Below are 25,685 nucleotides of genomic sequence, written 5' to 3' on the forward strand. Positions count from 1 at the left end.
TTATATGAATGACCCTCTTTTAGAGATGAAAGAATTATGTATCGTAGTAAAACATACAAATCAAACAATCATTCAATCTCTCTCGTTTACTATACATTCTGGAGATATGGTAGGCATTGTCGGGGAAAGTGGGAGTGGAAAGAGTGTTACCGCACAGGCAATTTTAGGCTCCATTCCTATGTCGTTTAATATGAATGGCTCCATACTATTTGAGGGAGAATACATTTCTTTTCAGAAAAAAAACAAGTTGATTGGGACTGAAATTTGTTATATTCCTCAAGACTATTCAAACGGCTTTTCTCCTTTCTTTAAAATAGGCTCTCAAATGAATGAACAATTGGCCACACATACTTCTTTATCAAAAAAACAGAGAAAGAAAAGAATTTTAGACATGCTAGAAAGAGTACAACTACCGGCTGAAAAAGTTTATTCTTCTTATCACTTTGAACTTAGCGGTGGGCAATTACAACGAGTAGTTATTGCTTCTGCCATGATTCTTAATCCAAAGCTTCTTATATGTGATGAAATCACAACCGCATTAGACCCTAAAAATGCTGACCAAATTATGCAGCTTTTAAAAGACTTGCAAACACAATATAATACCGCCATTATTTTTATTAGTCATCAGCTTCATCATGTAATGAACTATTGTGACCAACTTGCTGTTATGTATGGTGGAGAATGGATGGAATACGGTCTAACAACTAAAATTAAAAAGAACCCTACACATCCGTATACACAACTACTTTTGAATACAATCCCAACGATTGAGGCAGATGCTGAACATCTTCAACTTATTCCTGGAGAACCTGGTGAAGTGAATCGTGAAGGCTGTCCATTTGCAACAAGATGTCCTTATTGTGAACCCGTTTGCCTTCATTCACATGTTACATTAAAGGGAACACCCCTTCATCAAGTAGCTTGTCACCTTGTGACTACGAAAGAAGGAGAGGGAACAACAAGTGACTCTATTAAAAGTCCAGTCTATATCTAAAAACTACGGTAAACTTCCAGCTCTTGACAATATTTCTTTTTCTATAAGTGAAGGAACAGCGTTAGGAGTTGTAGGGGAAAGTGGGAGTGGCAAAAGCACACTTATCAAGAGCATATTAAGTATGGAAAGCATCCATTCCGGTCATATTCTTTTTTTAAATCAAGATATTCATAAGTTAAAAGGTAAGCAGAAAAGAGAGTTGTATAAAGATATTCAAATCATTATGCAGGATCCTTTTTCTTCATTGAATGCTAAGCTTCCAGTATGGAAAAGTATGGTTGAACCAATTAGTAATTTCCGTGATCGAAAAGATACCTTATACCCAAATCTTTCTTTATTTGACATTGCCAAGAAGGTTGGTAAAATGGTTGGATTAAAAGAAGAGCACCTTACTAAATATCCTCATGAGCTTAGCGGTGGTCAAAAGCAACGGGTTTCTATTGCTAGAGGGATTAGTCTTCATCCAAGATTACTTATATTAGATGAGCCCACCTCAAGTCTTGATGTTTCCATACAAGCTCAAATTCTAATGCTGTTAAAATCTCTTAAAAAAGAATTGCAAACTTCATTTTTATTCGTTTCACACGATTTAATGGCTGTACGTTTTTTATGTGATGAGATAGTAGTTTTAAAAGAAGGGAAGCTATTGGAACGCTTTTCTTCCGACGATATATTAAATGAAGAACGTCATGATTATACTAAACAACTTATACAGTATACTGCTATATAAAGCTGGCTAAGAAGGAGAAAGTAATGAGATCTGTGTTAACTTCAGCTCCTTTACATAAAGGAAGCATTTTTACACATCGTGAATACTTAACATTAGCAATTCCCCTGATCATATCAGGGATTTCTACGCCAATATTAGGAGCTGTTGATACAGCTGTTGTAGGAAGATTGCCTGATGCATCAGCAATTGGTGCCGTAGCACTTGGAGCTGTTATATTTAATACGATGTATTGGTTGCTCGGTTTTTTACGCGTAAGTACAACAGGACTTACTTCACAAGCGAATGGCGCAAATGATGCTAAAGAAATGGCTCTAGCTTGTTTACGCCCTATGTTTTTGGCTGTATTTATAGGATCGTTATTTATCATTTTACAGATTCCGATTTTAAAGCTCTCACTCTATTTATTTGGTACCTCAGAATCAGTAGGAGACCTTGTTTCTACTTATTTTTCGATTCGAATTTGGGGAGCTCCTTTTGCCCTTTTAAATTATGTTTTGATTGGATGGCTGATGGGGCTAGGTAAGGTAAAGCTTTCTTTAAGCACTCAAATTACAATGAATGTGCTCAACATTGTGTTAGATCTCTTATTTGTTCTCGTGTTTGGTCTAGGAGTGGCTGGGGTAGCATATGCAACGGTTATAGCTGAAATTAGTGCTATTTTTATCGGTCTATTCTTTATGATTCGTACAAAGTTGATTGACTTATCACTGATTCAATGGAGAATCTTAATTGAAAAAGCCCCTTTAGTGAAAATGCTGAAAGTAAATCGAGATTTTTTTCTTCGATCAATTTGCTTGTTAACAATGACGGTTACTTTTACAACAATAGGTGCAAGACTGGGAGAAACAGCACTAGCCGCTAATGCGATCTTATTACAAATTCATTATTTGATGGCCTATTTACTTGGAGGGTTTGCAAATGCTTCTAGTATTGTAGTCGGAAGATCCATTGGTAGTAAGCAGTTTCCTCTTTTTAAGCGAGCGTTATCACTATCTCTATTTTGGGGAACTCTATCAGCTTGTTTATTATCGTTAATTATGCTGCTGTTTGATGAGGGTATCTTCAATTTTTTTACAACGATAGAAGAAGTAAAGAATGCAGTTGTTGATTTAGGAATTTGGATGGTTATTTATCCAATCGCTGGTTTTTGGGCACTTCAATTGGAAGGGATCTTCGCAGGAGCGACAGATGCTAAATCGGTTCGAAACTCAATCTTTTTTGCGTTGCTTGCGTTTGTCATTGTAATCATCATATATGGTAAAGGTATTTCTCCACACGAACTATGGCTGTCATTTACTGTGTTTACTTTGGGTCGAACGGTATTTTTATCAATGTATGTTAGGAAGATTGAGAGAAGTAACTTTTAGGTAGGATGTTCAAGTAGAGAGCATTTTATTTGTAAATATAATGTGTATTGTCCTTCATAGATTGTCTGTTGAAGGACTTTTTCCTATTTGATTTAATAAGTTTGATTCTTCAGTGTTTTTAAACTAATAGGTGTAGCCACTTTTTCTCTCATCTTTATATCTCTAATAGCTTTTATAAGCAATTAATCCCATTGAAAATATTACCAAAATATGACACAATTTGATAGATTTCCTGATAAACTAGTAATAATTGTAATTTTAGATAATAATCGTTAATTCTATTAAAATTAGGTGAGGGTAATATGAGAAATTTGTTTTGGATTTTTTCGGCATTATTAATTATTTATGGACTAGCATCATTATGGACAAATAGAATAAACATTGGAATTGTGTTTATTCTATTTCTTGGAATGATCTGTTTAGTAGTAAGTATTTATTTCAAGAAGTTAAAACAATATGTTCAAAGAAGAAAAAAGATTAAAAGAACAATTATTATTGTTTTATCCATTGGACTACTTACTGCAGCAAGTTTAGAAGCATTGCTATTAAGCGGGATGATTGAAAAGGAGCCTCAAACCGTTGATTATATTCTCGTTTTTGGTGCTGGAGTAAAAAATGGTTCCCCAACCCCTGTGTTAAAAAACCGTTTGCAAAAAGCAATTGAAATACATGGTAAATATCCAGAATCAAACATAATCGTGTCAGGTGGACTTGATACTGGTGAGCAATACACGGAAGCTTTTGTTATGAAGGAATACCTTATTATTAATGGTATACCAGAGCAAGTAATAATAATGGAGGATAAAGCAACAAGTACAAAAGAAAATGCTGATTTCAGTCAAAAGCTAATGTCAGGGAAATCACAGGAAGTAATGGTTGTAACTAGTAATTATCATTTATTTCGTGCAAGTTATTATGCAAATAAAGCCGGACTTACTCCTTATCGTGCGGGAGCCCCTATACCACTAAGTATTGTTCCACTTACACATTTAAGAGAAATGATGGGGATAGGGAAAATGTTGGTGGAAGATGTCCTTGATTAGCTGGAAGCAAACTTTATAAGTGAAACTTATTGATTTATATCGATAGATAAGGTCTTATCTACATGAAAATGAATAAATCTTTGGAAAAAGGACGTATTACATGAGGATATAGTTAATAATGTTCGGTGCATTTAAGCATTACTAGAAGAAGGCTATTCGTTTACAACTGTTAATGAGGAGCTGAAATAAGAAAATGAAGGAGGAGTGAATACTAGACAAAGTGTTTCACTCCTTTTTTATTTATAACTATCGTGTCGTAGATTTGTATTTATTATCTCCCGGTAGAGTTTTAATGGTGTTCCATGCACCTATCGCATCTTTTCGAGGTTTTCCTTTATTGGTCGGATCTTGATAGAAATCTCTTATGAATTGATTATATTCAAATTGTGGCGAGATCTCTTTAGTGAATGAAGGATCTTTTTTTCGTTCTTCTTCTTCGTACCAAGCATTAACAACATCTTGAAACGTTTTTCCAGCATTGTTTTTAAAAAAGTTTTGTATGTAAGTAGAAAAATGAAATTGTTTGCCGATTTCTTTTATAAAAAACTCTCTGATATCTTGGCTGCATCTGTGATTTGGAATAATGACCGTATCTAAAGAGAGAGAATCATATTGTTTTGCTTGTGATGCTTTTTTCTTTGGAGCTTTAGTTATGACGCCCATTGATAGAAACATAATAATTCTTTCCGTTAGTTCTAATTTTGGTCCATATGATGGTATACCAAGTTCTTTACAAAAAGTAGCAAGCTCTTCTTTTAGCCAATAATAATTTTTAAAATCCTCTATGTTCATTTCTTTACATAACTTTGGTCTCATTATTTATTAAACTCCTTTAAAATTTGAAGATGATTTCGAACGTTTGTTCCATTATATAGAAAATTATGGAATCGGACAAGGGGGAATAGTAATAAAAAGTTATTTTTCATGCTATACCACTTTCCATAAGTTATAATAAAATAATAATAAAGGGGGATCTAATGAATACAAATAGAGAAAAATGGTCATCAAAATTTGGTTTTATCATGTCCTCAGCAGGGGCAGCGATAGGACTTGGGGCAATATGGAAATTCCCCTATGTAGCAGGTACGAGTGGTGGTGGAGCATTTTTACTACTCTTTATTCTGTTTACTGTTCTTATAGGTCTACCTATGCTGATATCAGAATTTATTATTGGACGTGGGGCTCAAAGTGAAGCTGTATCTGCTTATAAAAAACTAGCACCAAACAGTATATGGACAATTACTGGACCATTAGGAGTGATCGGCTGCTTTCTATTGCTTTCTTTTTACGCAGTTGTTGGAGGCTGGGTGCTGATTTATTCGATAATGGCAATTGGTGGTCGTGTGATTGAACCTAGTGTAAGTTATCCAGAGTTATTTGGTACCATTACAGGATCACCACTTATTACACTACTAGGTTTAGCTGTATTTTTACTTATAAACATGATTGTCATATCAGTAGGAATAAAAAATGGGATTGAAAAAGCAAGTAAGTATATGATGCCAATATTGTTTCTTCTATTTTTAATTTTGGTTGTTAGAGCGTTAACATTGGAAGGAGCAATGGAAGGAGTACGATTTTTCCTACAGCCTGACTTTTCAAAAATCACCGCTGAATCTGTTCTTTATGCACTTGGACAATCCTTCTTTGCATTAGCAGTTGGTTTTTCATGTATGGTTACATATAGTTCCTATTTAGAGAAAAATGTGAGCATTCCATCCTCAGCAAGTACTGTTGTTGTCATGAATATTCTAGTATCAATACTTGCAGGTCTTGCCATTTTCCCAGTTGTTTTTGCGTTTGGATTAGAACCAGCTGAAGGTCCGGGGTTGCTATTTATGGTGCTGCCTGCTGTATTTTCGCAAATGCCTTTGGGTGAGTTGTTTCTAGCTATATTTCTTTTGCTTTTCTTATTTGCAACCTTAACATCATCGTTTAGTTTATTAGAGATTATCGTTTCAGCATTCACTGAAAATAAAAGGTCTACACGTAAAAGAACAGCATGGGTATCTGGGGTTGTTGTGTTTTTTGCGGGAATTCCTGCAGCATTATCGTTTAGTAAACTTCAGAACTTTCATGTTTTCGGAAAAACAATATTTGATGCTACTGATTTCTTGGTTAGTAATATTATGTTACCGTTAGGCTGCTTGCTTATTGCTCTTTTTATCTCTATTAGAATGAATAAACAGCTAATAGAAGAAGAGTTCAGTATAGGTCATTCACTACCATCTTCGTTTTTAAAAGTATGGAGATTTCTTATGAAATGGGTAGTGCCAATTACCATTGTTGTTGTATTTTTAAGTACACTAGGTATTATTTAATTATAAACATGCTTAAAGAACGATGTCTGTATACAACATCGTTCTTTTTATATTTATTAAAAGTAATTTTTTATTGATAAACGATAAATATATATCTATAATTAATAATAGTTAGGTTATTAAACTACATAAAAAGGTGGAGATAAAACTTGTCTGTTTTATTAATACTTGGTGTTATGGCAATCCTATTCATCCTGTTTTTCAAGGAATCAATAATAATTCTTTTCGAAAAAAATCAAAAAAAAATGGATTTTCTTAAACGTACAAATTGGTTTCGTAATCCTTGGTTATCTGGACTTTTCTTATTTTTTATAAATGCCTTCCTCTTTTTCATAACAGGAGTTATTCTGTATACTTTAACGTTTTTTATGATTCCATTTGTTCATTTATTTGTGATGGTATTTGCAGTGATTGTAAGTGTTTTTGTATGGTGCATGATTAATTATACTTGGGAAGGCACAAAGCTTAGACGATTGAAAATGGGGGCGGTTGGTAGTAGTTTCTATCTGATTTTAACGATTGTTTTTTTATATTTCTTCATTACATTAAAGCCCGATTACCCTGGTGAAGATACATTTATGAGGGCGGTAGGAATCATTATGGCCATGATTGTTACTTCTGTTGCCTTTTTAACATGTTTTATTATGACTGGTTTTTCTAAAAGAGAAATGTAAATGTTAAAGAGCAAATAACTTATAAATAAAAAAGGAGCTGCTCAATTTGCGGCTCCTATTTCTATAAAAGTAGCAATCTATAAGTTTACTTTTTTAGCACCTAAATAACGAGGCTTCCAATACGTGTTATTCATATCAGAAATTGTTACACCTGTAGATGAGCCTGCATGGATAAATTTATTATCACCCATATAAATACCCGCATGTGTTGGACCTGGTGCAGTTGTTGTAAAGAAAACAAGGTCTCCTTTTTGTGGAGAAGAAACGGTTGTTGTTGCTTCCCATATTGTTGCCACCGTGCGTGGTATTTTTATTCCTTGTGTGTTATAAACATAACTTAAATAACCAGAACAATCAAATCCTGTAGGAGTGCTTCCACCCCAAACATATGGAACTCCTATATATTTTTTTGCCTCAGTAATTAGTGCTTCTGCATTTAATGTAATAGGTACAGTAGTTGTTGCTCCCGTTAATTTTAGAACTTGCCCTACATAAATTGAATCACTCGTTAAATTATTATACGTTTTTAACTGTGAAACACTTAAATTAGTTTTTGTAGAAATTTTCCATAGTGTATCACCAGATTGTACGGTATATGTTGTAGCAGTCGTTTCCATTGTAGGTGGTGGGGTAACTGCAGCTTGACCTTGTACTTTTAATACTTGTCCAACATAAATAAGGTCAGATGTTAAGTTATTTAACGTTTTCAAGTTTGTCACAGTCGTATTGAAGTTTTTTGAGATTAAAGAAAGGGAATCACCGGATTTTACAGTGTAAGTTGTTGCTACTTCAACTGGTGTTTCATGTGTATGTGGAGCAATTAATGATAATTCTTGTCCAACATAAATGGTAGAGGTCGTTAAGTTGTTGTATTGCATAATTTCCTGAACAGATAAGCTGTTATTATAAGATATTTTCCATAAAGAGTCCCCAGATTGAACTTTATATGTTACTTCATGGGCTGAAGTTTGTTTTGTAAATCCAATTGAAATGATCCCAAGAGTTGCAATCGTAAAAAGAAATTGTTTTTTCAAACACGACACGCTCCTTAGTGTTAGAATTCTGTTTCTGCGAAAGTCTGAATTCATCATAACGTGTTGATGAAAGATTTGATTATACCCCTAAAAATTTGGAGTAACTAGAGATATTATCCAATTCATCTTATAAATGTAAGCGTTTAACACATTTCTCGACAAAAAAGAAGGATTTTTCATAACTAATAAGAAATTACATAGTATAAAAATCGAATCGAATAAAGGTGATATTGATGAAAATATCAAAATTTGTAACACCCGAAATTATTTTCGGTAAAAACTCGATTAAACAAGCGGGTGAGGCATGTTTACGCCTTGGTGCAAAAAAGGTATTAATTGTGAGTGATCAAGGAGTTGCGGCAGCTGGCTGGCTAGAAAAAGTTGTTAATCTTTGTAAAGAATCTTGTCTTCCTTTTGCCATATATACAGATATTACGATTGATCCTAAGGATACAGAAGTGATTAACGGATCCCGACTTTATATAGAAAACGAATGTGATGCCATTATTGGTGTTGGTGGAGGAAGCGCATTAGATGTGGCAAAGGCTATTGCCATTGTGGCAACAAATGGAGGAGAAATTAAGGATTATGAAGGAATTGATAAAATCGTCCATCCTTTGCCGCCTATGATCATGATTATGACTACAGCGGGATCTGGGTCGGAAGTTTCTCAGTTTTCTGTCATAGTGGATTCAACTCGAAAAAAGAAAATGACAATTATTTCGAAATCACTTGTACCAGACATTGCCATTATAGATCCGCTTACTTTAATGACAAAAGATAGCAGTTTAACGGCTGCAACTGGTATGGATGTTTTAACTCATGCTATTGAGGCTTATGTGAGTATCGCAGCCACACCATTAACAGATGTACAAGCGAAGAATGCATTATCCCTTGTGGCGACTTATCTAAGACCTTCTGTTGCATCAAAAACAAATGAAGAGGCAAAGGAAGCAATGGCGATGGCTAGCTTACAAGCAGGACTTGCTTTTTCTAATGCGATTTTAGGAGCGGCACACGCTATTTCTCATGCAATTGGTGGAAGGTTTCCGTTACCTCATGGTGAAATAAATGCAATACTTTTACCATATGTGATGGATTTTAATTTTATTGCTGCACCAAAACGGTTTACAGATATGGCAGGGTGCATAGGAATTGATACAAGAGCGTTTACCCAAAAAGAAGCTGGAAATGCAGCAATCCAATATGTAAGAGAGTTATCGGCTGATATCGGAATTCCAAAGCAATTAAGAGAGGTTGGAATTTCACAAGATATGATTACATCTATCTGTCAAACTGCATTAGAAGATGCATGTATGATAACAAATCCTCGTGATATGAATCTTGAACAAATGAAGCAGTTATTACATCAGGTTTTGTAAGGAGGAAATTCTTTTGCTTGAAGATAAAAACGAGATGATTGCCCTGTTAACAGGTGTTGAATCTTCCAAGAAAAGCTATTATACAGAACTTAAGAAAACAGTCGATATGTTACAAAAGAAAAATATGCAACTTGAAATAATGAACGAAGTAATGAAGAGTATTAAAATTGATATGACACTAGAAGAGATTTTAAGTAATATGGTTGATAAATTAAAAAGTATTATTCAATTTGATCGATTAAGCTTTTTTCTTCTCCAAAATGTAAGCCTTACTTTAATTAACGTTTTTCCAGAAAACACTTCTACCATTGAACGTGGGATAGACTTACCTCGTGATAACTCTCTTTACTGGATGGCTTTAACTAAACGGCAAGTTATGTTTCAGCAGTTAGAATATCCAACCTGGAATTTTAATGAACTAGAGTTTTTAAGAAACCTAAAGCTAAACAGCATTCTCGTTGTGCCTATTTATAGTAAAAACAAGGAAATCGGTGTAATCTGTATAGGTCGTTGTTTTCATGAACATTGGCATTCAGAGGACATAGCATTTCTTGAGCAGCTTGCCGATCATTTAGCAGTTAGTATAGAAAATACCCAATTATATAATGAGGTATTAAGGTCAAAGCAAGAGTGGGAGAACACATTTAAAGCAGTTGACGATATGATCATTATTTTTGATAAACATGTAAATGTTATTCAAATGAACGACTCGGTTAGGCACTTTTTGAAAACCCATCATCATAAAGATAATCTTCTACTAGAGCAACACTATAAAAGACTCGCTAATAAAACGTTTCAAACAGAAAAAGCCAGTTATCAAGAAATTCATTTTGAGGACCAATCCACCTTTGAACTTTACACATATCCCGTTTATAACAATAAAAACTTTGTATACGGAGTTATTGCCTATGTAAAAGATGTAACAGAAAAACGAAAAATGGAGGTGCAATTACTTCATTCGGGAAAATTGGCTGCAATTGGGGAAATGGCAGCAGGAGTAGCTCATGAACTAAATAGTCCACTCACTGCAATCTTAGGAAATTCACAGCTTCTATTAAGAAATGTAAAGGAAGACGATGATTCTTTTACTCTTTTACGAGATATTAAAACATGTGGAGTTCGTTGTAAAGACATTATTAAAAGTTTACTAGCTTTCTCCAGACAAGAGGAGTATACATTTCAATCTTTTCATATAAATGATGCGGTGAAACAGGTGTTAAATTTATTAAAATATCAGTTGAAAAAAAATCAAATAAACGTTATCACAAACTTATATGAAGATCTTCCAATGATCGAAGGAAGTCAGCAGCAAATTGAACAAATTATTATTAATCTGCTACTAAATGCAAAAGATGCAGTAGAAGTGATAGTAAAAGATGATAAAGAAATTGAAATTATGACATCACTTGAAAATCAATCAGTTAAGGTCTCGGTCCGTGACAATGGTATTGGCATAGAACAAGAACGCTTATCAAAAATTTTCCATCCTTTTCATACAACAAAAGAAGCTGAAAAAGGAACTGGTTTAGGCTTATCAGTAAGCATAGGAATCGCTAAAACACATGGTGGAAGTATTGATGTAATAAGTGAAGTAAACAAAGGCAGTACTTTTCAACTCGTGTTGCCACTTCAACCATTAACTAAAACTGAGGTGAGTGTATGATTTCGATTTTAATTATTGACGATGAAGTGGAAATTGGTTACTTTTTATCTCGTCTTTTTCAGTCTAAAGGATATCAGGTTAAGGTCGTTAATAGTGGAAAGGAATTTTCTGAAATTGACTTTTCGTTAGAGCAATTTCATGTTGCTATGATTGACCTGAAATTACCGGATGCAAATGGTCTTACACTATTGCAAAATCTAAAACAAGTTCAACCCACATGTAAAGTAATGATCATGACAGGATACAGTACCATTAAGACTGCTGTCGATGCGATTAAACTAGGTGCGAGTGATTATATAGAAAAGCCTTTTGACGATATTGATTTATTAGAAAAGCAGGTAGAAAAATTGCTAGGATCTACCTGTTTTTCGAATCAACATCATATCGAAAAGATAGCCCGTGAATCAGGACTTATTGTTGGAAATAGTAGGGCAATGAATCAGCTTATTCAAACAGCTGCCAAGGTTGCTGGAAAACCGGTAAATATTTTAATTGAGGGTGAAACAGGTACAGGGAAAGAAGTCTTATCACGCTTTTTACATCAAGCAAGTGATCGGCATCAAGAATCTTTTATTGGTGTAAACTGTGGTGCACTCTCTGAAAACTTACTAGAGAGTGAATTATTTGGTCATGAAAAGGGTTCCTTTACTGGCGCTACCCAGCATCGAAAAGGATTATTTGAAATTGCCAGCAACGGAACCTTATTTTTGGATGAAATAGCTGAAGCATCTTATGCGATTCAGGTAAAACTACTTCGGGTTCTTGAAACAAGGGAGTTTATGCGGGTTGGTAGTGAGAGCATCCTTCGAACCAAGACTAGGTTAATAGCGGCAACGAACGAAGATCTAAAAGAAGCTGTTAAACAAAAGAAATTCAGAGAAGATTTATTTTATCGTTTAAATGTTGTTCATCTGAAAATACCGCCATTACGTGAGCGGAAGGAGGATATTCCACTCCTTGTTCAGCATTTACTGCAACGAACTGGCACGGCACTCTCATTTTCTAATTCTGCGATAGACTTATTACAATCATATGATTGGCCGGGAAATATAAGAGAGTTATCAAACTTTGTTACAAGAGCAGTTATGTTAGCTGATCCTCATGCTACCATTATTCAGGCCGGTGATTTACCAATAAATCACCAAACTAAAAGTCAAGTGATAACCTCTAATACAGATAAACAAGAAAGTAATTTGGAAAGTTACTTAAAAACATGGCTGACAGAAACATTGACTACGTTTGAACAAAAAGACGAAGTTAAGCTAGATGAGGTGCTGGCCCAAGTAAAAGAATTAGAATCACAGGTTGGTAAATCGTTTATTATAAGAACATTAAAAGACACGCATGGAAACAGGAAAGAAGCTGCAAAACGACTGCAAATTACAATGAGAAAGCTGAGATATTTGTTAAACGAAAAAACGTAATAACACTTTGATTATGATAAAATATTTATTATAATAAGCAAGAATGACAATAATTGTCCTATATAAAAGGAGATAAAGAAAAGATCATGTCGAATTCAGAAAACAATACAAATGAAAAAAAGAAAGTAAGTCTTAAGGAATTAATGGAGCAACAATTAGCAAAAAAGAAAGAAAAGCTTTCTAATAATAAACAATCATTAAATGGTGCTGCTTCTAATCAAAAAATGAAAAGTCAGCAACACAAAAAAACAAGTAATACACGAAGAAAAATGGGTTCATAAATAAACTTTTTAAAAAGGACATTTTCTTAATAAAAGAAGATGTCCTTTTTATTTTCTATTGAAATTTCTGCTTGTTCTCTTTGCGTGATAGAGTGCTTTATCCAGCATCAGTTTTTAAGAAAAGAGTAACCAAATCTAGCATTTTCTACGCAAATTCGGCACTGTAACAAAAAAACGGCAGAAAAAAGCCGATTTTTCGGCTCTATTATCATGGTGTTTTAGAATCTCCTTCAATTGTAAGCGTTTATTATTTGGCACAATTCTTGCTTATTTATTAACGAATCAATTTGAGAGGAGTTGTTTAATGATAGAAATAAAATAATAGAAATAGTTTTCATTCTGCGTTCTAACACGATCTAAAGATTAATATATTTGATAACGGTGGCACGATCACCAACAATTTTTGATACATCAATTTGTCTTACATAAATTCTTTTAGCTATCCAACTTATATTTTAATATTTTAGGAGGAGATTTTAATGGTACAAAACGTAGGAACAAAAGAACTAGAATTGAGCCCTAGATTAGTTGAATTTTTAAATGGGGACAAAAAGCTTTTTATTAATGGAGAATGGGTAGAGGCAGTAAGTGGTAAAACATTTGATACATTAAACCCGGCAACTGGTGAGAAACTAGCATCTGTTTCTGAAGCAGGGGAAGAGGACATTGATTTAGCTGTGAAAGCTGCTAGAGAAGCATTTGACAATGGTCCATGGTCGAAGATGGGAACTGCTGAAAGAAGTCGTTTAATTTATAAATTAGCTGACTTAATTGAAGAACATAAAGTAGAGCTTGCACAGTTAGAAACACTAGATAATGGTAAACCGATTCGCGAAACTGCAAACGCAGACATTCCATTAGCAATTGAACATTTTCGTTATTTTGCAGGTTGGGCTACAAAGATTGTAGGACAAACAATTCCTGTACAAGGAAACTATTTCAATTACACACGTCATGAAGCAGTTGGGGTAGTTGGACAGATCATTCCTTGGAATTTCCCATTGTTAATGGCTGCCTGGAAGCTTGGTGCTGCGCTTGCAACAGGATGTACAATTGTCCTTAAGCCGGCAGAACAAACACCTTTATCTGCACTATATTTAGGGAAATTAATTAATGAAGCTGGCTTCCCTAAAGGTGTTGTTAATATCGTTCCAGGCTTCGGTCAAACAGCTGGTTCACCATTAGTAAATCATCCGTTAGTAGACAAAGTAGCTTTCACAGGTTCAACAGCTGTTGGTAAAGCAATTATGAGACAGGCAAGTGAATCATTAAAACGTGTAACTCTTGAGCTTGGCGGGAAATCACCTAATATTATCTTACCTGATGCTGATCTTTCGAAGGCTGTACCTGGTTCTTTAATGGGAATTATGTTTAATCAGGGTCAAGTATGTTGTGCGGGTAGCCGTCTTTATGTACAGAAAAAACAATACGATAATGTTGTTGCAGATTTAGTATCCCTAACAAAAGATATCTCTCAAGGTAATGGATTATTAGAAGCAACAACAATGGGACCTCTCATTTCAGCACAACAGCAAAATCGTGTAAAAGGATACATTGATAAAGGAATTGAAGAAGGAGCAGAAGTTCTAGCTGGAGGTAATATTCCATTTGAACAAGGTTATTTCGTAGCTCCTACCATTTTCGCCGATGTTAATAATTCAATGACGATCGCAAAGGAAGAAATCTTCGGACCAGTTGTTGCTGCGATGCCGTTTGATGACTTAGATGATCTTGTTGACAAAGCAAATGACTCTAACTATGGTCTAGCAGCTGGTGTTTGGACACAAGATATTAAAAAAGCACACTACATTGCACACCGTATTAAAGCAGGAACTGTATGGGTAAACTGCTACAACGCATTTGACGCAGCAAGTCCTTTTGGCGGATATAAGCAATCAGGTATCGGCCGTGAAATGGGAAGCTATGCATTAGAAAATTACACAGAAGTAAAAAGTGTTTGGGTAAATATGGATTAATAGCTGAAGATAAGAGGTCGTCATTGAGATGACCTCTTTTTAATTTGATTTTAGGTAATAGGAAAAGTGTCGATTTTTGTCTAATCGAAGATAAAACGTCTAAAATCGAAGATAAATCTCAAAAATCGAAGATAAAACGTTTAGAATCGAAGATAAATCTCTAAAATCGAAGATAAAACGTTCAGAATCGAAGATAAATCTCAAAAATCGAAGATAAAACGTTCAAAATCAAAGATAAATATCAATTATCGCAGATAAAATCTAATTTCAGTCAACCAAAGACAAAATTTAAGACGGCTTCCGCCCATTAAAAATAATTTCTGCCATAAAAGGTGAGTATTTTTTAATAATTCGTTCAGATTCACTAGATAAAATGCCACTTTCATATGTATACAATCTCTTTTTGACATAAGGAACAGATTCTATAAAGTCTTCCATTTGCAAATAGTTATCCTTAACAGCAAACACAACATGGCGTATATTTGCCATAACAATAGTTGTTAAACACATCATACAAGGTTCAACAGTTGTGTAGATTGTACAGTTTTCAGCATGTTTTTTTAAATAGGCTGCACAGCTATGGATCGCATTTATTTCAGCGTGTGCCACTTCGTTTTCTAATGTGCTTATCCGATTGGAGCCTCGCGAAATGATTTTTCCATCATGAACGATCACAGCCCCAATTGGCCGATCTCCGCGTTTTCCTGCTTCTTCCGCTTCTTTTAAAGCTTCAGTCATATAAAAAGTATGATCAATCACATGTATGCCTCCTAAAATCTTTATAATAATATAGTATAAAACTAGATTAAGGGAGTTTCAAAATGAATTTCTATACAAAGTGCGTCTCATTATTTGAATAGCTTAAACAAATGGATAATGGTTAAGAATCTGGGGAAATTATCATTAACTAAATAATGATTGGTGGTTAGTGATACATGGAATGGGATTTTATTTGGAAAGCCATTCTCATCGTTCTGGTTGGAACAGTTTTGTTGAGAGTTGCAGGAAGAAAAACAATTTCTCAAATGACGTTGGCTGAGACAGTATTAATGGTTGGTATCGGTTCTCTACTTATTCAGCCTGTTGCGGGTAAAAATGTTTGGACGACATTTCTAATAGGAGGAATACTAGTTGGGACTCTTTTAGTTATGGAACTTCTTCAAATGAAATCAGACAAATTTGAAAAGGCTATTACAGGTAAGGCGAAAATTATCATTGATAACGGAAATTTAAATGAGCAAAATCTTAAAAAACTTAGATTATCTGTAGATCAACTAGAAATGATGCTTCGCCAAAATAGTATTTCGAAAATCAGTGATGTAAAATGGGCAACGTTGGAACCAAATGGCCAATTAGGCTATGAGTTAAAACAAGAAGCACAGCCTGTTACAAAGAAGGATTTTGACGATTTTAAACAAACAATTGTTAACTTAATTCCTAGCAATGCTCAACTTACTCATATAAATGAAATTTTAAGCTTAATGAACAATAATACAAAGCCAGAAAGTAAAGAGGACATTTTTGCTGAAGTTAAACATAAACGACATAAAGAAGCTCCTCCAAAGCACTTACAATAATTTTTCGTAAAAAACACCAATAAATGTAATTTTTTAGTTAATTTTGAAAAAATATGTAGTATAATAGTATTGTTATTTATAATAAATCCCTAAGTAGACCTCCCGTTTTCTTAGGGATTTATTATATTAACTTAAGGAATATAAAGGGGAAAAGAGGCATTGATAGGTCGATTCCAGGCAATACCTCCGTTTTTTAGTGGAGTTTCTTCGCTGTTTTTTCTTTCTTGGGCCAGATAAAATAGCTTGTTGTCATGTATAAATCAATCGCTAAAACGATTAACCATACTTTTACCATTGTATTGAGTGCTTCGGTTCGTTGAGGATCCTGGATATAGATGATCATCATTTCTAAGATTGCCACACCAATTAGAAATGCTACAACGTGCTTGATAAAACCTTTTCTATAATGCCTAGCAAAAGGAATTCCGTATCGTTTCATCGGCTTAGCTGACGTTTTTTTCATCATATAAAATTGAAATTTTTCGTCCATCCAATTAATCATACTTTTTCCATATGCCAGAGAAACTCCGATATAAACTGCAGCAATTCCATGTGCAAGAGTTGCTGTTGCTCCGCGATACAGATCAATGCTTGTAATGATAATTAACAAAAGGTCAATTATGGGGGTAGAAGCTAACAGTAAAAATCCTACCTTTTGAAACTTCAGTAAATATCGTGCCGTTAACCCTAGTAATATAACAACCCAAAATGAAACCTCGCATGCAATAATAATCCATCCTATATAATTCATAAATACCTCTCTTTATGAAATGGTAATATCTAACACTATTTTAGCACTTTTTACTTTTCTCTGTTACAAGAAAAAAATATATTCTAATAGTCCTATAGAAAGGAGTAGCATGATGAATTTTCATTTGAATGAAGCAATCGAGGTATTATCGAGAACACCAAAGACATTGGAGCATTTTTTATCTGGACTTTCTGATCAATGGCTGCATTGTAATGAAGGGGAAGGAACGTGGAATGCTTCTGAAATTGTTGAACATTTAATTGAAGCTGAACTACATAATTGGATTCCCAGATTAGAATCTATTCTACATGATGGAAAGAACAAGCACTTTCCTTCATTTGATCGTTTTTCACATTTGACTAAGCCTGAAAGTACAATTGAAGAAAAACTATTAACTTTTATCCAACTAAGAGAAACAAATCTTGAAAAATTAAAAGAACTTATTAATCCTCATCATCACCTAGAAATCGAAGGGACACATCCCGCTTTCGGTGTGGTCAAAATAAGAGAGCTTCTTTCAACCTGGGTTGTTCATGATCTTACACATATTTCGCAAATCGTTAGAGTAATGGCAAAGAGGTATTATGATGACGTTGGCCCTTGGAAGGAATATTTGGGAGTATTAAAGAAATAGATTTTTAAATTGTAAAAGTATCTTCTCATAACAAGGAGTAATAAATAATGAAAATTAGAGCCCTAAAAAAGGAAGAAACACCGCCAATACAATTATTATTACTTGCGGATCCTTCAGTATCAATAATTGAAGATTACCTTAACCGGGGAATGTGCTTTGTTGCTGAAAATCAGGAGAACATGGTCATAGGAGTTTTAGTGCTACTTCCAACAAGACCACATTCCGTGGAGTTAGCGAATATTTCTGTTTCAGAGGATTACCGAGGAAAAGGTGTTGGAAAGTTATTGATAAAGCATGCTATTTCCGTAGCTAGAGAAAAATTATTTAAAGTCATGGAAGTTGGAACTGGAAATTCTAGCATAGATCAAATTGCCTTTTATCAAAAATGTGGATTTAGACTAACAGGCGTTGACTTTGATTTTTTCGTCAAACATTATGATGAACCGATATATGAAAATAATATCCAATGCAGAGATATGGTGCGCTTTACTTTGGATATTGAATAAAAAAATGTTTAGTTACTTTACGCTTTGATTCAATTTAACAAATAGATTAGTAAACCAATACGCAAGAATAGCCATACCTACATCTAGAAGAAAAACATGAAAAATATTCATTCCTTTATAAAAAAGCAACAAACCAAGCTTATGCCATATAAAAGCAAGTTCCAAAATGACCAAACTGTTTCCAGTATTCAAGAATTAGGTCAGTTAATTTAGCATGTAAAGAATCTGTTTGCTCTAATAAGTGTTCACGTGACATAGAGCGTTCTCTCCTATCGCATGATAAAAAATGGTTATTATTTTATTATTTGCCAAACCATTTTTTTCTACTCGAGTTATTAACCAGGTTTTTGCAAGTCCTTCCAAATGTATGTATTTAGCATTAGCATTTATTTTTATATAAAATCAAAATTATGCCTCGACTATTCCTTCAGGAAGAGGTTTTTGAATTTTTTATCAGGAAATTTTTAAAATGATGCATAATATACAAACTATCAACAAATGTTACAAGTACACTATACAAAGGAGGAATTGATTATGGCAAATAACTCAAATAACTTAGTCGTACCTGGAGCTGAACATTCACTTGACCAAATGAAGGTGGAAATCGCAAATGAATTCGGTGTAGACCTTGGCGGTGAAACAACTTCACGTGCAAACGGATCTGTTGGTGGAGAAATAACAAAACGCCTTGTTTCAATGGCGCAACAACAATTAGGTTAATTTGAATAAGGCATCATTCTTGTAGAAATAAACATCATGTATAACTACAACTAAAGAATGAAAGATGCCATTTTAGGTTTCTAATGTTTAGTGTTTTAAAAGATCATGAAATTGCTCATTTATATAACATTCTAGGAAAGTCAATTAAAGTAACTAAAGACAAACATCTAAGAACTGTTGTGCTTGAATTAACTGAAGAGCTGAACAGACGACACCAAATGGCTACTGAATGACTATACTAGAACTCTAACCCCACCAAACTTATAAATAAAAACCCCCATTATTCTTTTGAATAATGTACTGCACCCCAAAAGTTAGAGTAAGAATCTAACTTTGGGGTGTTTTTACTATCAACTATGTTCTTTCTTTGGAGTTTGAAAATATCTCCTTATGAACCAAACGTGAAACATAAATAACGAATAGGTGCCAGGGAACAAACTGAAGAAAGGCACTATAATTTATTTTCACATAGCGAACCTTTATAAGAAAATAATCGATTACTAAAAAATACAAAAGATGATAGAAGCGATAAATTATTCCACTTTTAGAAGAGATAAAGGTAGAAAAAATACCCAGTAGTAAACTGTAAAGAGGTGCAATGATAAAATGTTCCTTCCAGGTATGTAGCAACCCAACCCCAAATTTTAATTTTCTTCTAACAGCCATCGTAAACATAAAGGTCACATCAATTACAACAATTGTTAAATATTGAGCCAATTTAAGAGCCCAATCTTTTCTCTTCTCAATCAGTTTATAAAAATAATCGCTTATATAAAAATACATAAGCATTAAGACTGTAGTGAATTTTGGATTCCACCAGTTTGTTTTATAAATTCCCAAGCGAAGAAATAATTTTTCAACAATATAAAAGTATGTGATGAAGGAAACTTTCCACCGCCAATTCTTTTTATAGATCGTTAAAAACGTTGCTGTAATGGGTACATAAAAGGCTTGAGATAAAATTGCTCCAAGAATATTATCTAAATATTTTATTTTTAAGATGGAGGGTTTATATGTGTATGCTTGAAAAAGATTCAGTACAAAGTATTCAAAAAAGAAAGCAAAGCCAATATTTGATAGCAACAGAGTCCATGTGTATTCTCTTTTTCGTTTTAGTAATTGAGAAAAAATAATAAGATGAATAATTGTTAATAAAAGAAATGGTATAGAGTTTCTATTCAGTTGTCCTTTACGCAAGGGTATCACCAACTCATGACTAATATAATATTTTGATTCCTCAAAGATATCTTACCTTTATCTTTTGTTATTATTTGTTTTTTTACTCAAATAACGAAATACCCGATTGATTTGGTACAATGGAAATGGAATCTCCTTGAAAGAGAGGAAAAAAGATGGATATAAGATTATTAAGTAAAAAACACGCAGCTGTTTATAAAAGTCTAAGATTAAAGGCGTTACAAGAGCATCCAGAAGCATTCAGCTCCAGTTATGAGGAGGAAGTTACATTTTCTATAGCTACTATAGAAAAGAGGTTAAGTGTAGAAAACTCCTTCACATTTGGAGCATTTGTTGATGAAAAATTAGTTGCTGTTATTACATTGTTGCCGGAAACAAAAAATAAACTAAAACACAGAGCTAATATCGTCGCTGTTTATGTTAGTACTGGCTACCGTAAAGCGGGAATAGGTCAAAAGTTAGTAGAAGCAGCGATTAATAAATCAAAGTCTATTGAAGGAATCGAGCAACTTTATTTAACTGTTTCATCAAGTAATATAGCAGCAAAAAATCTTTATCAATCATTTGGTTTCAAAACATTTGGTATTGATAAAAAGGCATTAAAAGTTAAAGAAACTTATTATGATGAAGAACTTATGGTACTATATTTGTAATACAACGGCGGATTATGTCATGCAGATGCAAAAGAACAACTAACAGATTGGTTACATAGTGCAAAGTAGCCATACAACTTTTAAATAAAGAAATACTCTGGAAACACACTTGGATGGTGGCAACATGACTGAAAAGAAAAAAATACAAGAAGCAGACTTATATAAACCAATCCAACATTATTTTACCCGTGAAGGATTTGACGTTTATGGTGAAGTAAAGGATTGCGATATTGCGGCAGTAAAAGATGACGAGCTTATCGTGGTGGAACTAAAGCTTAATTTAAGTATTGAGTTATTAATTCAAGCAACTAAGCGGCAGCGCTTAACGGACCAAGTGTATATTGCTATTCCGAAGCCTCGCTATAATAAGCGGTCGAAGCGATGGTCTGATCTATGTCATCTTGTAAAAAGACTGGAGCTTGGTCTGATTATCGTATCATTCACTGGAAATCGAAAGAGAATGGAGATGATTTTCCATCCAACTACATATAGTAAACAACGTAAACAGCAAAAATGGAAACGAGATTCAGTCCTTAAAGAGATAAATGGAAGAAGTGCTGATTATAATATTGGGGGGAGCAGTCGAACGAAAATTATGACTGCCTACAAAGAAAATTGCATTCAAATCGCATGTTATTTAATTGAATTTGGTGAACTCTCTCCAAAAAAGTTAGTGCAATTAGGAACAGGTACAAAAACATCCTCCATCTTAACCAAAAACTTTTATGGGTGGTTTCATCGAGTGAAAAGAGGCATCTATACCATAACTGACAAAGGAAAGCTTGAAATAAAAGAGTTTCCTGAATTACTAGATTATTATTTAGATAAAGTAAAAGAATCAGAATAATGGTGGAATTTAGATGTTATTACACCTAAACAGCTCCAACAAAGAAGTGATGATTGGCTCGATGAAACAACTCCTTTTTGGAATAATTTGACCGCAAATAATTATTATAAATGGTTCCAAGTTTTTGAGGATGAATTAAACCATCGTCGACAAATAAGAATGATTCGAAAAAGATTTATTGAGTAGATTTTTATGGTTCTAGCTTGACTTTCTTTTTCAAGCTGGTTTTTACAGTGATAAAAATCACATTTAAAAAATTTGTAAAGTGATATATTTTATAGTTAGAGTAGGAACAAGTTCCATATAGGAATGACCCCCTATTTATTTACTCTCTTTAACGTAATAAACTATACCTACAACAGGTTTCTTTCATGTATTGGAGTTATTATGAAAATTAAAAATAGAAAAGTTAGACTTTCAACTTTATTAACAGGACTTGTAGCTGGTTCTGTTATTTTGACTACAGTCATATTATTGTTAGCTTCCTATCAATCTGAAAAAGAATCTCTGACTAACGCCTATCTAAATCTTAATTACTCAAAGTCAAGTAAGATGAGTAGATCGGTTGATTCGTTGTTTAAGTCAATGAGAATGAGTTTAGAAGAAACAGCGATTTTTTTGTCTGAAAACGATGATTTTAAAGATGATGAAATTCAAAATTACTTTGAGCTTTTACGTAATAATAGCAGATACTTCAATTCATTATCTTGGATCGATGGAAGTGGTGTTGTTAGAAGTATAGCCCCTATTTCGGTAGGTCTAAGAGGTGAAATTCTTAGTTCAGGTGAGACAAGAAAAATTGTTGATTCAAAAAAACAAACGGTATCTCAGCCATATATTGCTCCTTCTGGACGTTTAATTGTCCTGCTTGCACATCCTTTATATGATCAGAATAATCACTTTAAAGGTATGATCGGGGGATCTATTTATCTTCAGGAACAAAACGTGCTTAACGAGATTCTTGGCAACGATATCATTGATGAAAACGGTTCATATTATTATGTTGTTGGGCCAGAAGGGAAGATTTTATTTCATCCTGACAAAAAACGAATTGGCGAAGATGTATCAGGAAATCCTATTATCGGTAAAATCATGCAAGGTAAAAGTGGAAAGGAAATTGTCACAAATACAATAGGCGTCACGATGTTAGCGGCATACACTGTTGTTCCAGAAACAGGATGGGGAGTTGTTCAGCAAACACCTGTTACTTTTATCTATGAATCATTGTATGATCACCTAAAAAAATTACTAATATATATTCTTATTCCTTTTGTTATTTTGCTTGTATTTTCAATTTTTATTGCCAGAAAATTAGCAAAGCCGTTTTTTGATCTTTCTAACGTTGTAAACCAAATTTCTTCCGGTAAATTAGTGAGTATTCCCCCTATGAAATCACATTGGAACAGAGAAGCAGATTTATTAACAAAAAGTGTGACAATGGCGATAGAAGGAATGCAAGATAAACATCAACAACTTTCTTACGAAGCAACAACCGATTCTCTAACAAATACTTCAAATCGCCGCCTGCTTGATGAGGTTATGAAAGAATGGGTAACAAACAACAAACCTTTTACACTCATCGCTTTCGATATTGATAATTTTAAAAAAGTAAATGATACGTTTGGACATCAAGCTGGAGATCAAGTACTGCAATTTTTAGTGAAATATGTACAAATGATGATTAGAAAAAACGATTTGCTGTTTCGGTACGGCGGGGAAGAGTTTGTCCTATTAATTCCGGATGTTACATCAACTATTGCTTATTCAATCGCGGAAAAAATTCGGATATGCATAGAAAATACAGTTTCTCCAATCGGAAAACCTATTACAATATCTATAGGCATAGCCGAATTTCCATCACACACAAAACAACAGGATAAATTATTCGACTTAGCCGACCAAGCTTTATATGTGTCAAAATCACAAGGGAAAAATAGGTCGACTATTTGGAATGAAAACTTATAAATGATCTCATATTTTTATTAGGAGTTTTATATACATTAGGTATCACTGGTGTGTAAAATATGCATCTAGATGGCAAGAAAATATAATAAAAACCTGGATGGAAATCAACTTACCTTCCAGGTTTTTCATATGCACTAATTAAATGTCCAAATATTATTTAAAGTGAAATTTATGAGTGGGATTACTAGGACTGTAACAATTTCTCCAATAGCATAATGAAACGATAGAACATTAACAACTGTAAAGATAATCACAAAATTTAATGTGAAGCCAATGATGGACACAACAAGGAATCGCAGTAATTGTTGATGGGAGTACTTTCCACCGAATGTATATTTTTTATTTAATAGGTATGAAAAAAGAGTCATGATGAAAAAAGAGATCGACGCACCGATAACTGGTTCTTGATAGAAAAATTCCACAAATATAAACATAGAAAGAAAATAAATGAGTGTACATATAATCCCGACAAAACTGTATTTTATAAATTTAATAATAAAAAGTCTATTTAGAATCATACTATCACCTTTAACATTAAAATTACTCTTTATTCATATCGGTTAGTAGAAATAAATATTTACAAAAATTCTAGTTACCATTCTTTTTTGTTTGAATTTTCTCTTTGTAATGGTTTTTTATCAATTTTCACAAAAAGATAGGATGTAAAAACAGTTTTTTAAAAATACGACTATTTTTAACAGATATTATGAAAGATTCCCTCATAAAGTTAATACATGTCCAAATGTTTGTGAGGGAATCAAATGAATACGATAAAAATAGTGTGTATTATTGTGTTAGGAAGTCTTCTATTATCCATTGGAATCAATGTTTTTTTAACACCTTATAAAGTGCTGGATGGTGGGATGATCGGGATTGGCTTGATTTTGCACTATTTGTTCCATTTAAAAACAGGTTTGATGATCATTGTTTTTAGTACACCAATATTTCTCGTTGCATGGATCTATTATAGAAAGTATTTTTATAATAGTTTACATGGCTTGTTACTTTCATCTTTTTTTATTGATTTGCTAAAACCATTGGATGGAATTGTTCATGCATCACCAATTGTAAGTTCAATTATTGGAGGGATATTTGTCGGCTCTGGGATTGGATTAATGCTTCGTATCGGGACTAGCACTGGTGGAACAGATCTGCTTGCTCAATTTATATCTGACAAATCTGGAGTTAACGTTGGAATTTTAATCTTTTTTATTGATATGGTTGTGATTATGCTAGGAGGTCTATTAATATCAAGTGAAACATTAATTTTGTCTTGTGTTACCATCGTATTCGTTGGTTTAACAACAACAATTGTTTCATCAAAATCTATAAAGGAAGTTTAATTTCTAGACCGAAGCGGAAGAAGCTATTCTATAAAATCAATATGATAAAAACTTGATATCCTGCAGAAAAGAAGCCATTTAGTCAAAATAATGGCTTCTTTTTACTGTTAGCTACTTTTTCTCACATTCTGATTGTAATCTGCTTTTCCATCTCGTAGCTTCAATGGATCAAAGAAATTTGCTATTTCCCGTTCAGCACTCTCTAGAGAATCTGATCCATGAATTACATTTTCTTCTTTACAAAAAGCAAAATCTCCACGAATTGTACCTGGCAGTGCTTCTGTTGGACTTGTTTTCCCTATCATCGTTCGAGAAACCTCAATGATGTTTTCACCTTCCCAAACCATCGCAAAAACAGGTGCTGATGTAATAAAATCAACCAACTCACCGAAAAATGGCTTTTCTTTATGTTCTTCATAATGGTATTCAGCTTTTTCTTGATCAATTGTCATGAATTCTGCTTGTAAAAGAGTAAACCCCTTTTGTTCAAAACGTCTAACAATTTCTCCAATTAATTTTCTTTTCACACCATCAGGTTTGACCATGATAAAAGTTCTCTGCATGGGCATGAAAATCACCTCATTTAAATGTATTTAAATTCAC

At 33.6% G+C, this 25,685-nt stretch carries 27 protein-coding genes; 20 read left to right on the forward strand and 7 right to left on the reverse strand.

Annotated elements, in window-relative coordinates; all coding sequences use genetic code 11:
• Positions 1-4 precede the first annotated feature (4 nt).
• The 4 genes from LPC09_RS11155 (at position 5) to LPC09_RS11170 (ending at position 4,134) form a co-directional block, all read left to right on the forward strand.
• A complete protein-coding gene (locus LPC09_RS11155) occupies positions 5-994 on the forward strand; it encodes an ABC transporter ATP-binding protein (RefSeq protein ID WP_231309527.1) in 990 nt (329 codons plus the stop codon).
• Positions 963-1,724, forward strand: coding sequence for an ABC transporter ATP-binding protein (locus LPC09_RS11160; protein ID WP_231309528.1), 762 nt, complete (start codon positions 963-965; stop codon positions 1,722-1,724). Before LPC09_RS11155 ends, LPC09_RS11160 begins: the two co-directional genes overlap by 32 nt.
• 23 nt (positions 1,725-1,747) lie before the next feature.
• Positions 1,748-3,091, forward strand: a complete 1,344-nt coding sequence (locus LPC09_RS11165; RefSeq protein WP_231309529.1) for an MATE family efflux transporter — start codon at positions 1,748-1,750, stop codon at positions 3,089-3,091.
• Positions 3,092-3,393: 302 nt separating this feature from the next.
• Positions 3,394-4,134 (forward strand): YdcF family protein, encoded by a 741-nt coding sequence (locus LPC09_RS11170; RefSeq protein WP_098796991.1) that lies wholly within the window; start codon positions 3,394-3,396, stop codon positions 4,132-4,134.
• 246 nt (positions 4,135-4,380) lie between these two features.
• Here LPC09_RS11170 and LPC09_RS11175 read toward each other — a convergent pair whose 3' ends face one another.
• A complete protein-coding gene (locus LPC09_RS11175) occupies positions 4,381-4,950 on the reverse strand; it encodes a DUF6434 domain-containing protein (protein ID WP_231309530.1) in 570 nt (189 codons plus the stop codon).
• A 161-nt stretch (positions 4,951-5,111) separates the two neighbouring features.
• Here LPC09_RS11175 and LPC09_RS11180 point away from each other — a divergent pair, with 161 nt between their 5' ends.
• Both LPC09_RS11180 and LPC09_RS11185 read left to right on the forward strand, forming a co-directional pair.
• Entirely contained in the window at positions 5,112-6,455 is a 1,344-nt protein-coding gene (locus LPC09_RS11180) for a sodium-dependent transporter (RefSeq protein WP_231309531.1), read from the forward strand.
• Positions 6,456-6,604: 149 nt separating this feature from the next.
• The gene (locus LPC09_RS11185) at positions 6,605-7,129 is read left to right on the forward strand and encodes a hypothetical protein (RefSeq protein WP_231309532.1); all 525 of its coding nucleotides are present in this window, start codon (positions 6,605-6,607) and stop codon (positions 7,127-7,129) included.
• 77 nt (positions 7,130-7,206) lie between these two features.
• Here the strand turns inward: LPC09_RS11185 and LPC09_RS11190 are convergent, their stop codons facing one another.
• Positions 7,207-8,163, reverse strand: a complete 957-nt coding sequence (locus LPC09_RS11190; protein ID WP_231309533.1) for a C40 family peptidase — start codon at positions 8,161-8,163, stop codon at positions 7,207-7,209.
• Positions 8,164-8,396: 233 nt separating this feature from the next.
• On the opposite strand from LPC09_RS11190, the gene LPC09_RS11195 reads away from it, so the two are divergent.
• The 5 genes from LPC09_RS11195 (at position 8,397) to LPC09_RS11215 (ending at position 14,889) form a co-directional block, all read left to right on the forward strand.
• Positions 8,397-9,545, forward strand: a complete 1,149-nt coding sequence (locus LPC09_RS11195) for an iron-containing alcohol dehydrogenase (RefSeq protein ID WP_098796988.1) — start codon at positions 8,397-8,399, stop codon at positions 9,543-9,545.
• A 13-nt stretch (positions 9,546-9,558) separates the two neighbouring features.
• The gene (locus LPC09_RS11200; protein WP_231309534.1) at positions 9,559-11,208 is read left to right on the forward strand and encodes a sensor histidine kinase; all 1,650 of its coding nucleotides are present in this window, start codon (positions 9,559-9,561) and stop codon (positions 11,206-11,208) included.
• Entirely contained in the window at positions 11,205-12,632 is a 1,428-nt protein-coding gene (locus tag LPC09_RS11205; protein ID WP_098796987.1) for a sigma-54-dependent transcriptional regulator, read from the forward strand. The genes LPC09_RS11200 and LPC09_RS11205 overlap by 4 nt, the downstream gene beginning before the upstream one ends.
• Before the next feature lie 86 nt (positions 12,633-12,718).
• The gene (locus LPC09_RS11210) at positions 12,719-12,913 is read left to right on the forward strand and encodes a hypothetical protein (protein WP_098796986.1); all 195 of its coding nucleotides are present in this window, start codon (positions 12,719-12,721) and stop codon (positions 12,911-12,913) included.
• Between the two features lie 479 nt (positions 12,914-13,392).
• Positions 13,393-14,889: an aldehyde dehydrogenase family protein gene (locus LPC09_RS11215; RefSeq protein ID WP_098796985.1), complete on the forward strand. Its 1,497-nt coding sequence runs from the start codon at positions 13,393-13,395 to the stop codon at positions 14,887-14,889.
• Between the two features lie 288 nt (positions 14,890-15,177).
• Here the strand turns inward: LPC09_RS11215 and LPC09_RS11220 are convergent, their stop codons facing one another.
• Complete coding sequence (locus tag LPC09_RS11220; RefSeq protein ID WP_098796984.1) at positions 15,178-15,648, reverse strand: nucleoside deaminase; 471 nt, start codon at positions 15,646-15,648, stop codon at positions 15,178-15,180.
• A gap of 176 nt (positions 15,649-15,824) precedes the next feature.
• Here LPC09_RS11220 and LPC09_RS11225 point away from each other — a divergent pair, with 176 nt between their 5' ends.
• Positions 15,825-16,466 (forward strand): DUF421 domain-containing protein, encoded by a 642-nt coding sequence (locus LPC09_RS11225; protein WP_098796983.1) that lies wholly within the window; start codon positions 15,825-15,827, stop codon positions 16,464-16,466.
• Between the two features lie 193 nt (positions 16,467-16,659).
• On the opposite strand, the gene LPC09_RS11230 is transcribed toward LPC09_RS11225, so the two are convergent.
• A complete protein-coding gene (locus tag LPC09_RS11230) occupies positions 16,660-17,217 on the reverse strand; it encodes a hypothetical protein (protein ID WP_098796982.1) in 558 nt (185 codons plus the stop codon).
• A 112-nt stretch (positions 17,218-17,329) separates the two neighbouring features.
• Between LPC09_RS11230 and LPC09_RS11235 the strand changes: the two genes are divergently transcribed.
• The 4 genes from LPC09_RS11235 (at position 17,330) to LPC09_RS11250 (ending at position 19,310) form a co-directional block, all read left to right on the forward strand.
• Entirely contained in the window at positions 17,330-17,851 is a 522-nt protein-coding gene (locus LPC09_RS11235; protein ID WP_098796981.1) for a DinB family protein, read from the forward strand.
• Between the two features lie 47 nt (positions 17,852-17,898).
• Positions 17,899-18,357, forward strand: a complete 459-nt coding sequence (locus tag LPC09_RS11240; RefSeq protein ID WP_098796980.1) for a GNAT family N-acetyltransferase — start codon at positions 17,899-17,901, stop codon at positions 18,355-18,357.
• 534 nt (positions 18,358-18,891) lie between these two features.
• Positions 18,892-19,077: an alpha/beta-type small acid-soluble spore protein gene (locus LPC09_RS11245; RefSeq protein ID WP_098796979.1), complete on the forward strand. Its 186-nt coding sequence runs from the start codon at positions 18,892-18,894 to the stop codon at positions 19,075-19,077.
• Positions 19,078-19,160: 83 nt separating this feature from the next.
• On the forward strand, positions 19,161-19,310 hold the full coding sequence (locus tag LPC09_RS11250; protein WP_176551049.1) for a hypothetical protein: 150 nt from the start codon (positions 19,161-19,163) through the stop codon (positions 19,308-19,310).
• A gap of 121 nt (positions 19,311-19,431) precedes the next feature.
• Here the strand turns inward: LPC09_RS11250 and LPC09_RS11255 are convergent, their stop codons facing one another.
• The gene (locus LPC09_RS11255) at positions 19,432-20,274 is read right to left on the reverse strand and encodes a hypothetical protein (protein WP_098796978.1); all 843 of its coding nucleotides are present in this window, start codon (positions 20,272-20,274) and stop codon (positions 19,432-19,434) included.
• Between the two features lie 155 nt (positions 20,275-20,429).
• On the opposite strand from LPC09_RS11255, the gene LPC09_RS11260 reads away from it, so the two are divergent.
• The 3 genes from LPC09_RS11260 to LPC09_RS11275 all read left to right on the forward strand — a co-directional run bounded on the left by LPC09_RS11260 (position 20,430) and on the right by LPC09_RS11275 (position 23,739).
• On the forward strand, positions 20,430-20,927 hold the full coding sequence (locus LPC09_RS11260) for a GNAT family N-acetyltransferase (protein WP_098796977.1): 498 nt from the start codon (positions 20,430-20,432) through the stop codon (positions 20,925-20,927).
• A 124-nt stretch (positions 20,928-21,051) separates the two neighbouring features.
• Entirely contained in the window at positions 21,052-21,774 is a 723-nt protein-coding gene (locus LPC09_RS11265) for a DUF2161 domain-containing phosphodiesterase (protein ID WP_098796976.1), read from the forward strand.
• A gap of 387 nt (positions 21,775-22,161) precedes the next feature.
• Entirely contained in the window at positions 22,162-23,739 is a 1,578-nt protein-coding gene (locus tag LPC09_RS11275; RefSeq protein WP_176551048.1) for a sensor domain-containing diguanylate cyclase, read from the forward strand.
• A gap of 134 nt (positions 23,740-23,873) precedes the next feature.
• On the opposite strand, the gene LPC09_RS11280 is transcribed toward LPC09_RS11275, so the two are convergent.
• The gene (locus LPC09_RS11280) at positions 23,874-24,257 is read right to left on the reverse strand and encodes a GtrA family protein (protein WP_231309535.1); all 384 of its coding nucleotides are present in this window, start codon (positions 24,255-24,257) and stop codon (positions 23,874-23,876) included.
• Positions 24,258-24,500: 243 nt separating this feature from the next.
• Here LPC09_RS11280 and LPC09_RS11285 point away from each other — a divergent pair, with 243 nt between their 5' ends.
• Positions 24,501-25,082 carry a YitT family protein gene (locus tag LPC09_RS11285; RefSeq protein WP_231309536.1) on the forward strand — a complete coding sequence of 194 codons (582 nt, stop codon included), beginning with the start codon at positions 24,501-24,503 and terminating at the stop codon, positions 25,080-25,082.
• Positions 25,083-25,189: 107 nt separating this feature from the next.
• On the opposite strand, the gene ndk is transcribed toward LPC09_RS11285, so the two are convergent.
• The gene (gene ndk, locus LPC09_RS11290) at positions 25,190-25,645 is read right to left on the reverse strand and encodes a nucleoside-diphosphate kinase (RefSeq protein WP_231309745.1); all 456 of its coding nucleotides are present in this window, start codon (positions 25,643-25,645) and stop codon (positions 25,190-25,192) included.
• Between the last annotated feature and the right edge of the window lie 40 nt (positions 25,646-25,685).

The sequence above is a fragment of the Metabacillus sp. B2-18 genome (assembly GCF_021117275.1).
Taxonomy (GTDB): Bacteria; Bacillota; Bacilli; order Bacillales; family Bacillaceae; genus Metabacillus.